The organism is Pseudomonas sp. LF020 (assembly GCF_053456425.1).
The window spans coordinates 1-8,355 of record NZ_JBRFIX010000023.1; the positions used below are offsets into that span (position 1 = coordinate 1).

General features: G+C 60.7%; 9 protein-coding genes. 4 read left to right on the forward strand and 5 right to left on the reverse strand.

Going from position 1 to position 8,355, the window contains the following annotated elements; genetic code table 11:
• Window positions 1–262 precede the first annotated feature (262 nt).
• The 3 genes from ACU680_RS27260 to ACU680_RS27270 all read right to left on the reverse strand — a co-directional run bounded on the left by ACU680_RS27260 (window position 263) and on the right by ACU680_RS27270 (window position 2,503).
• Window positions 263–682, reverse strand: a complete 420-nt coding sequence (locus ACU680_RS27260) for an organic hydroperoxide resistance protein (RefSeq protein ID WP_003226782.1) — start codon at window positions 680–682, stop codon at window positions 263–265.
• Window positions 683–1,005: 323 nt separating this feature from the next.
• Window positions 1,006–1,473, reverse strand: coding sequence for a MarR family winged helix-turn-helix transcriptional regulator (locus ACU680_RS27265; RefSeq protein WP_448181067.1), 468 nt, complete (start codon window positions 1,471–1,473; stop codon window positions 1,006–1,008).
• A gap of 73 nt (window positions 1,474–1,546) precedes the next feature.
• Window positions 1,547–2,503 carry a LysR family transcriptional regulator gene (locus ACU680_RS27270; RefSeq protein WP_448181068.1) on the reverse strand — a complete coding sequence of 319 codons (957 nt, stop codon included), beginning with the start codon at window positions 2,501–2,503 and terminating at the stop codon, window positions 1,547–1,549.
• Between the two features lie 110 nt (window positions 2,504–2,613).
• On the opposite strand from ACU680_RS27270, the gene ACU680_RS27275 reads away from it, so the two are divergent.
• Entirely contained in the window at window positions 2,614–3,363 is a 750-nt protein-coding gene (locus ACU680_RS27275; RefSeq protein WP_045122197.1) for a sulfite exporter TauE/SafE family protein, read from the forward strand.
• Here the strand turns inward: ACU680_RS27275 and ACU680_RS27280 are convergent.
• Window positions 3,353–4,207 carry a LysR substrate-binding domain-containing protein gene (locus tag ACU680_RS27280; protein WP_025113145.1) on the reverse strand — a complete coding sequence of 285 codons (855 nt, stop codon included), beginning with the start codon at window positions 4,205–4,207 and terminating at the stop codon, window positions 3,353–3,355. The two genes, ACU680_RS27275 and ACU680_RS27280, sit on opposite strands and share 11 nt — an antisense overlap.
• A gap of 96 nt (window positions 4,208–4,303) precedes the next feature.
• Here ACU680_RS27280 and ACU680_RS27285 point away from each other — a divergent pair, with 96 nt between their 5' ends.
• Window positions 4,304–4,525 carry a DUF1127 domain-containing protein gene (locus tag ACU680_RS27285; RefSeq protein ID WP_007964812.1) on the forward strand — a complete coding sequence of 74 codons (222 nt, stop codon included), beginning with the start codon at window positions 4,304–4,306 and terminating at the stop codon, window positions 4,523–4,525.
• Between the two features lie 64 nt (window positions 4,526–4,589).
• On the forward strand, window positions 4,590–5,816 hold the full coding sequence (locus ACU680_RS27290; protein ID WP_448181069.1) for a winged helix-turn-helix domain-containing protein: 1,227 nt from the start codon (window positions 4,590–4,592) through the stop codon (window positions 5,814–5,816).
• 141 nt (window positions 5,817–5,957) lie between these two features.
• Here ACU680_RS27290 and ACU680_RS27295 read toward each other — a convergent pair whose 3' ends face one another.
• Entirely contained in the window at window positions 5,958–7,304 is a 1,347-nt protein-coding gene (locus tag ACU680_RS27295) for a class II 3-deoxy-7-phosphoheptulonate synthase (protein ID WP_007964815.1), read from the reverse strand.
• A 153-nt stretch (window positions 7,305–7,457) separates the two neighbouring features.
• Between ACU680_RS27295 and ACU680_RS27300 the strand changes: the two genes are divergently transcribed.
• Entirely contained in the window at window positions 7,458–8,213 is a 756-nt protein-coding gene (locus ACU680_RS27300; protein ID WP_400764867.1) for a spermidine synthase, read from the forward strand.
• Window positions 8,214–8,355 lie beyond the last annotated feature (142 nt).

The window sequence follows — 8,355 nt, forward strand, 5'->3', positions numbered from 1 at the left end:
CGACTTGGTCGACAACCGACAATTTAAAAGTCAGCGTGTAATCGCGCTGACTGCGTTTTGCACCTGTATCCATTGCACCCTCCTGATGAGAAGTCAGAAGGTGTAAACCTTATTCAGGACGAGACATGCGATTTCTTTGCGCCGCGGATCCCCTGTAGGAGTGAGCCTGCTCGCGATGGCGTCAGTGCAGCCAACATCTTCGGTGACTGATCCAGCGCTATCGCGAGCAGGCTCACTCCTACATAGGGTTTGTGTGTGCTTTTCAGACGGTGGTGTGCAGACGCACTTCTACATTGCCACGAGTGGCATTGGAGTACGGGCAGACCTGGTGCGCCGCTTCGACCAGGCTCTGTGCATCCGCTTGTTCCAGGCCTGGCAGGCTGATGTGCAGATCGATGTCCAGACCGAAACCACCAGGGATCTGACCGATACCGACATGAGCAGTGATCGAGGCATCGTCGGGGATTTTGCGTTTGGTCTGGCTGGCGACGAATTTCAGCGCGCCGATGAAGCAGGCGGAGTAACCGGCAGCGAACAGTTGCTCAGGGTTGGTCGCAGCACCACCGGCCCCACCCAGTTCTTTCGGAGTGGCGAGTTTGACGTCGAGGATGTTGTCGCTGGAGATCGCACGACCGTCACGGCCGCCAGTGGAGGTTGCGATTGCGGTGTAGAGAGTTTGCATGGTGTGGGCCTCGTTGGAATTCTGATTTTGCGCTAATTGTTTGCGCGCTAAGTAAGTGCGAGAGAAATGTAGCTCGCAAATGATTAGTGCGCAAGATAATTTTTTGAGAAAGCTGAATCTCGGTCCTTTAAAGGCACTGTCGATCAGCTTGAAAGTGAAGATTTAGAGCGGATGGTGGGGGCGCGGGCTGAAAAATATTTTTCCTGGTGAACCGATCCTTTGTAGGAGTGAGCCTGCTCGCGATAGCGGTGGAGCAGGCAATACGGGGGCCGACTGAACAACCGCTATCGCGAGCAGGCTCACTCCTACAAGGGGCAGCGTTGTTATCCGGTCAGGCTGTCTTGCAGATGGCTGCGCAGGGCTTGCAGCTCGGATTGAAGATTCTGCAGGCGTTCCAGGGTGAACCCGCTGGCCCCGAGAATGCATTGCGGAACGCTTTTGGCCTGCTCACGAAGAGCCCGGCCCTGCGCGGTCAACTCGACAATCACCACTCGCTCATCCTCGCGGCTGCGGGTTCTGCTCAGCAGCCCTTCACCTTCCAGACGCTTGAGCAGTGGCGTCAGCGAACCCGGATCAGTCAGCAACCGCGTGCTGATCTCGCCCACGGTCAAACCGTCTTTTTCCCACAGCACCATCATTGCCAGATACTGCGGGTAGGTCAGGCCCAGCGCTTGCAACAGCGGTTTGTAGACCTTGGTCATCATCAGCGAAGTGGAATGCAGAGCGAAACAAGCCTGGTTGTCCAGCAGCAGGTGCTCGCAGTTATCGGGTGTGTCGCGTTCGGTGGTCATGGCAAAGCCTTGTTCGGTGATGGGCTTGAATCTAGCGCCCGAATGTTTAATGCGCCAGATAATTATCCAGAATCTAGTGCCGGCCCAGCTCGCGCTGTAGCGCCAGATCCCACGGCGGCACCGGGCTGAAGCGGGTCTTGAGGTATTCCAAAAGCAGACGGCTGCGCGAATGGGTCTGCTGTTCCATGCGCAGTGCATAGATGCCGGTGCTCTCTGGTTGCGGCAGACCGTTCTCGCAGAACAGCGGCAGCAGTTCGCCGCGCAGCAGGTACTCACTGGCCAGCCAGGTCGGCAAATGCGCGACGCCCAGCCCGGCCAGTGCCCCGCACACCAGCGCTTCGGCATTATTGGCGCTCATGCGGATGCGCGTGGGGCGATGCAGTTGCATTTGCCCGTCCAGTTCGAAGCGCCAGGCGAAGGGTGGGGCGAGACCTTCCCAATCCAGCCCGTCATGTTCACTCAACTGCGCGGGATGGCGCGGTGCGCCCCGGCGTTTCAAGTAGTCGGGGCTGGCGCAGGCAATGCGCACCATGCTCGCCAGCGGCGTGGCGACCAGCCGCGTATCGGCCATTTGCCCGGCACGCAGCACCAGATCGACTTTGCCCAGGTTCGAGCCGTGCATGTCGATAAAGCTGTCGATCAGGTGCAACTGCACGTCGAGGCCCGGGTACAGCACCAGGAAGTCAGCGATGACCGGCGCGAGATGGCGGCGACCAAAAGCGGCCGGGGCATCGATGCGGATCAAGCCTTCCGGTGCACTGCTCAGCGACACTGCCTCGGCGCGGGCCAGTTGCAGTTCGCTGACGATGCGTCGTGCTCGCTCGGCAAACGCCAGACCCGCCGGGGTCGCCCGCACGGCGTGGGTGCTGCGAATGAACAACTGGCTGCCGACCGCGTTTTCCAGGCTGTCGATGCGCCGCGCCACGGCGGAAGGCGTCAGCGGATGCCGACGAGAAGCTGCAGAAAAACTGCCGCTCTCCAGTACATCGAGAAACAGTCCGAGCTGTTCGGTCAACTGATTGGGATTCATGAGTGCTTCGGTGCTTGTGCGAAATTGGCATAGCCATTGTGCGTTGCTGTGCGTTTCCCCGCCAGCCTCGACTGCGTAGGATGAATCGCCTGACGGATGAGGAAATCGCTGTGATCGAGTTTTTGTTGTACCTGCTGTTCGGCGCCGCTCTTGGAACCCTGGGTGGAATCTTCGGCATCGGCGGTGGTTTGATCGCTATTCCGCTGCTGGGCGTGTGGTTCGGGCTCGATCAGCAGATCGCCCAAGGCACGGCGCTGGTGATGGTGGTGCCCAACGTGATGTTGGCGCTGTGGCGCTATCACCAGCGCAATCGCATCGAGCTGCGTCATGCGCTGCCGTTGGCGGTCATGGGTTTTTGCTTTGCGTGGATCGGTTCGATCTGGGCGGTGGGCATCGATGCGCAGACCATGCGCATCGGTTTTGTCGCGTTCCTCGTGGTGCTCTCGGCGTACAACCTGCTGAAGATGTTTGGCAAGCGACCCGCCGCGACTTCCGAAATGCGCTATTCCTGGCCATGGCTGGGAGTGTTGGGCGCAGCGTCCGGGACCATGGGCGGTCTGTTCGGTGTCGGCGGGGCCGTGGTGGCGACGCCAGTGCTGACCAGCCTGTTCGGCACCAGCCAAGTGGTTGCTCAAGGCCTGTCGCTGGCACTGGCGTTGCCAAGTACCGGCGTAACCCTGGTGACCTACGCGGTGCATCACGAAGTGGACTGGATGATCGGCCTGCCGCTGGCCATCGGCGGTCTGGCCAGCATCAGTTGGGGAGTGAAAGTCGCCCACGCCATGCCGGAACGGCTCTTGCGCGGGCTGTTTTGCGGCTTTCTGGTGCTGTGCGCGGTGATGCTCGCGTTTAAAGTTTGAAGCCTTCGACGATGTGCTCGGCCAGGCATTCGGTGATCGGCGACGGATTGTTCAGGTTGCGGATCAGCATGATGCTGGCCTCGGGCAACAGCGGCAGATCCTCGGCAGCGCCGAGAATGCGCATGTCCGGGGTGATCAGGCTTTCCAGTTGCGCGGTGATCGCCAGACCCGCGCTCACCACTGCCATCAGCGCCGACAGGCTGGTGCTGTTGTAGGCGATGCGGTAGTCGCGGCCCATCGCGTCCAGCGCATTGCACGCCCACAAACGGCAGAAACAATCACTGTTGAACATCGCCAGCGGCAACGGCGTCTGCTCGTGGGCGCTGAAATTCTGCGCCTCGGCCCAGACGAAACGCTCCTTGCGCAGCAACTGACCGATCTCGTTGCCCGGCTCGCGGGTGACGATCGACAGATCAAGGTCGGTGCGCTGCAACAGCTGTTTGCTGGACTCGCAATGCACTTCGATCTGGATCAGCGGGTAGAACTGGGCAAACCGCGAGAGGATCCCCGGCAGAAACCGCATCACGTAATCGTCCGGCGTACCGATGCGCACCGTGCCAACCATGTGCGGCTCGCGCAAGGTGTTGAACACTTCGCTGTGCAATTTCAGGATGCGCCGCGCATAACCCAGCAGCACTTGGCCTTCGGCTGTCAGGCGCACCTGGCGACCGTCACGCTCGAACAACTGACGCTGCAACACGTCTTCTTCAAGGCGCTTCATCTGCATGCTCACCGCCGATTGCGTGCGGTTGACCATCTCGCCGGCGCGGGTAAAACCGCCCTGATCGGCAATCGCAACGAAAGTGCGCAGGACATCGGTATCGATACTGGGGTAGGCCGACAATTGATGAATCTCCGTGATGAATGCCATCAGAAACATTCGTTGGATTGATCTTAGCGCCAGCGCGAGACTTGAGCCATCCACAAGGAGGGCAACACGATGAAAGGTCAAAGAGAGTATGTAGACGACACAAAATTTTCCGGCCACGGCCATATCGTTTCCGACCTGCTGCACAAGTTTAGCCGCTGGTACGAATTGCACCGTGAGCGTGAGTTGCTTGCCAGCCTGAGCGACGAAGCGCTGAAGGACATCGGGGTCAGCCGTGCCGACGTCGAACACGAGGCCATCCGGCCGTTCTGGGACGATCCGATGCATAAATGATCAGGGCCTTACTACACAAACCACTTTCAGGTGAGGTAGGTTGCGAGCAGACAAGGAGATGCTCATGCCCGCGACTCTGGCCTTTTCCCTTAAACAGGCGCGACGTCTGGCGCTGGCGGCCCAAGGATTCCACGGACGCCAGCCGCCGACCGTCAAGGCGCCGCAGCTCAACCGGCTGATCGAACGGCTGGGGCTGTTGCAGATCGACTCCGTCAACGCCGTGGTGCGCTCGCACTACCTGCCGCTGTTTTCCCGTCTCGGTTCCTATTCTTCCGATCTGCTCGACCAGGCTGCCTGGAGTTCGGGCCGTCGGCGCACGCTGTTCGAATACTGGGGGCATGAAGCGTCGTTGCTGCCGCTGGCGATGTACCCGCTGATGGGTTGGCGCATGCAACGGGCCAGAACTGGCAGAGACATTTATCAGCAACTGGCCAAGTTTGGTCTTGAACAGCAGGACGTCGTGCGCCGGGTTTTAAGCGCGGTCGAGGAGCGCGGTGCATTGGGCGCCGGCAGCCTGTCGACCCGTGAGGACAAGGCCGGACAGTGGTGGGACTGGAGTGCGGAAAAGCATGCACTGGAATGGTTGTTCGCCGCCGGTGAAGTAACCGTGGCCGGCCGTCGCGGTTTTGAGCGTTTGTATGATTTGCCGGAGCGGGTCATTCCATCTTCAATTTTGCAGCAAACGTTACCTGACGAGGCTGAAGCGCAGCGGGGCTTGCTGCTGCACGCGGCGCAGGCCTTGGGTGTTGGCACTGAAAAAGACCTGCGCGATTACTTTCGCCTGAATCCGGGAGATGCGCGACCGCGTCTGGCGGAACTGGTCGAGGACGGGCAGTTGCAGACTTGCGAAGTCGCCGGCTGGCGACAAATTGCCTACTGCCTGCCGCAGCCGAAAGTCCCGCGTAAAGTTGTCGCCAGTGCTTTGTTGTCACCGTTCGATTCGTTGATCTGGGAGCGCAGTCGTACCGAGCGGCTGTTCGATTTTCGCTATCGGCTGGAGATCTATACGCCGCAGGACAAGCGGGTTTATGGCTATTACGTGCTGCCGTTTCTGCACAACGAGCGGATTGCCGCGCGGGTCGATCTGCGTGCCGAGCGGGCGGCGGGGCGATTGGCGGTGCATGCAGTGCACGAGGAGGCGCCGGGGCTGGATGATGAGGGGATGTTGGCGCTGGCGTTGAATTTGCGGCAGATGGCCGATTGGCTGGGGCTTGCGCGGGTGCAATTGAATTGTCAGCGCGAAAGTGCGGGGCGGTTGCGGGTGGCATTGGCACAGATCGGTTGTGACTGAGGCGGCCTCACAGAGATCTTTGGGGGATCTTGACCCCTGTAGGAGCTGCCGAAGGCTGCGATCTTTTGATTTTGTTTTTTAGGATCAAGATCAAAAGATCGCAGCCTTCGGCAGCTCCTACAGGCGATGGGGGCGGGCGGTCTAGCGACGAACCTGCTTCAGCGTCTCGGCAATCAAAAACGCCAGCTCCAGCGACTGATCGGCATTCATCCGCGGATCGCAGTGGGTGTGGTAGCGGTCCGATAGCCCGTCTTCAGTGATCGGCCGCGCACCGCCGATGCACTCGGTGACGTTCTGCCCGGTCATCTCGATGTGAATCCCGCCGGCATAAGTGCCCTCGGCTTCGTGTACCTGGAAGAACTGCTTCACTTCGCCAAGGATCTGCGCGAAGTCGCGGGTCTTGTAGCCGCTGCTGGCCTTGATGGTGTTGCCGTGCATCGGATCGGAGCTCCACAGCACCTGCTTGCCCTCACGCTGCACCGCGCGGATCAGCGCCGGCAGGTGATCGCCGACCTTGTTTGCGCCCATCCGCGCAATCAGGTTCAGACGGCCCGGATCGTTGTCCGGGTTGAGCACGTCGATCAGGCGGATCAGATCATCCGGGTTCATGCTCGGGCCGACTTTCACCCCGATCGGGTTGTTCACTCCGCGCAGAAATTCGACGTGGGCGCCGTCGAGCTGACGGGTGCGGTCGCCGATCCACAGCATGTGCGCCGAGCAATCGTAGTAATCGTTGGTCAGGCTGTCGCGACGCACGAAGGCTTCTTCGTAGTTCAGCAGCAGCGCTTCGTGGGCGGTGAAGAAACTGGTTTCGCGCAGTTGCGGCGAACTGTCCATGCCGCAGGCGCGCATGAACGCCAGGGTTTCATCGATGCGATCGGCAAGATGGCTGTATTTTTCGGCCAGTGCCGAGTTGGCGATGAAATCCAGGTTCCACTTGTGCACCTGATGCAGGTCGGCAAAACCGCCCTGGGCGAAGGCGCGCAGCAGGTTCAGGGTGGCGGTGGACTGGTGATACGACTGCAGCAGGCGCTCCGGATCCGGCACGCGGCTCTTTTCGTCGAAACCGATGCCGTTGACGATGTCGCCCCGGTAGGCGGGCAGGGTCACGCCGTCTATGGTCTCGTCGTTGGCCGAGCGCGGCTTGGCGAACTGGCCGGCCATGCGCCCGACCTTGACCACCGGGCAGCCGGCGGCGAAGGTCATCACGATCGCCATTTGCAGCAATACTTTGAACGTGTCGCGAATCTTCGCTGCAGAGAACTCGGCGAAGCTTTCCGCGCAATCGCCGCCCTGCAGCAGGAACGCCCGGCCCTGAGTTACTTCGGCAAACTGGCGACGCAGCTCGCGCGCTTCGCCGGCAAACACCAGCGGCGGATAGCTGGCCAGCGTCTGCTCGACCTGGCGAAGATGCGCCGCGTCAGGGTATTGGGGTTGTTGCTGGATCGGCAGGGCGCGCCAGCTGTCAGGGCTCCACGGTTGGCTCATCACGGTCTCTAATTGGTTCTACGCACGGGAAGCCCATGGTAGCAGCAATTAGTGCGTGACCTGCTCCCGCCCCATCACCGACAATCGCCGCTTTGCCACGGCGCCGGAGCGGTGTCATCGCGTCACCGCGCCCGGTGACCATCAGGAGACGAAATGACTGAGGAGCGCGTCGAGCTGTTGCTCGCCGAGGTACAGGATGAGTTCGGCGTGATTCGCGTGCTGGAAGTGGCCGATTACCGCTTTCTGGAATTCGGCGATGCCATCGAACAGAGCTGCGTGTTCACCGCCGATCCGAGCTGGCTCGAATACGACTACACCCGGGCGATGCTGATTGGCGCGTTGTGCCATGAGCAACCGGAGAGCGCGCTGTTTCTCGGCCTCGGTGCCGGCACCCTGACCCAGGCTTGTCTCAAGTTTCTGCCGCTGGAAGACGTCGAAGCCATCGAACTGCGCCCGGACGTGCCGCGCCTGGCCATCGAATATCTGGGGCTGGATGACGATCCGCGTTTGTACATTCGTGTCGGCGATGCCCTGGAGTTGCTACCGACGGCCGAGCCTGCGGATCTGATATTTGTCGACCTCTACACCGATGTCGGCCCGGGTGTCGGGCATCTGGCGTGGAGCTTTCTTGGTGACTGTCAGAAGCGTCTGAATCCGGGGGGCTGGCTGGTGATCAACCAGTGGGCCACCGATGACGGCAAGCCGCTGGGTGCAGCATTGCTGCGCGGGCTGTATCACCGGCATTACTGGGAGCTGCCGGTGAAGGAGGGCAATGTGATTCTGATTGTGCCGGCGGATCTCGATCAGGACCTGGACATGCAAGCCCTGACCGCCCGGGCCGAAGCGCTGGCGCCGCGGTTGGGGTATTCGTTGCAGTCGTTGATCAACGCAATTCGCCCGGCGACATGAGTGGTCAGTAATGGCCCTTCGCGAGCAAGCTCGCTTGTATGTTTAGACTTGAAGGGGTGGGCGGGACTACAGACTCGATTCTGACTCTGACCAGTACAGACCGTGGGAGACTTCTCGTCCCGCCCCTTCTACCCAAAGCGCC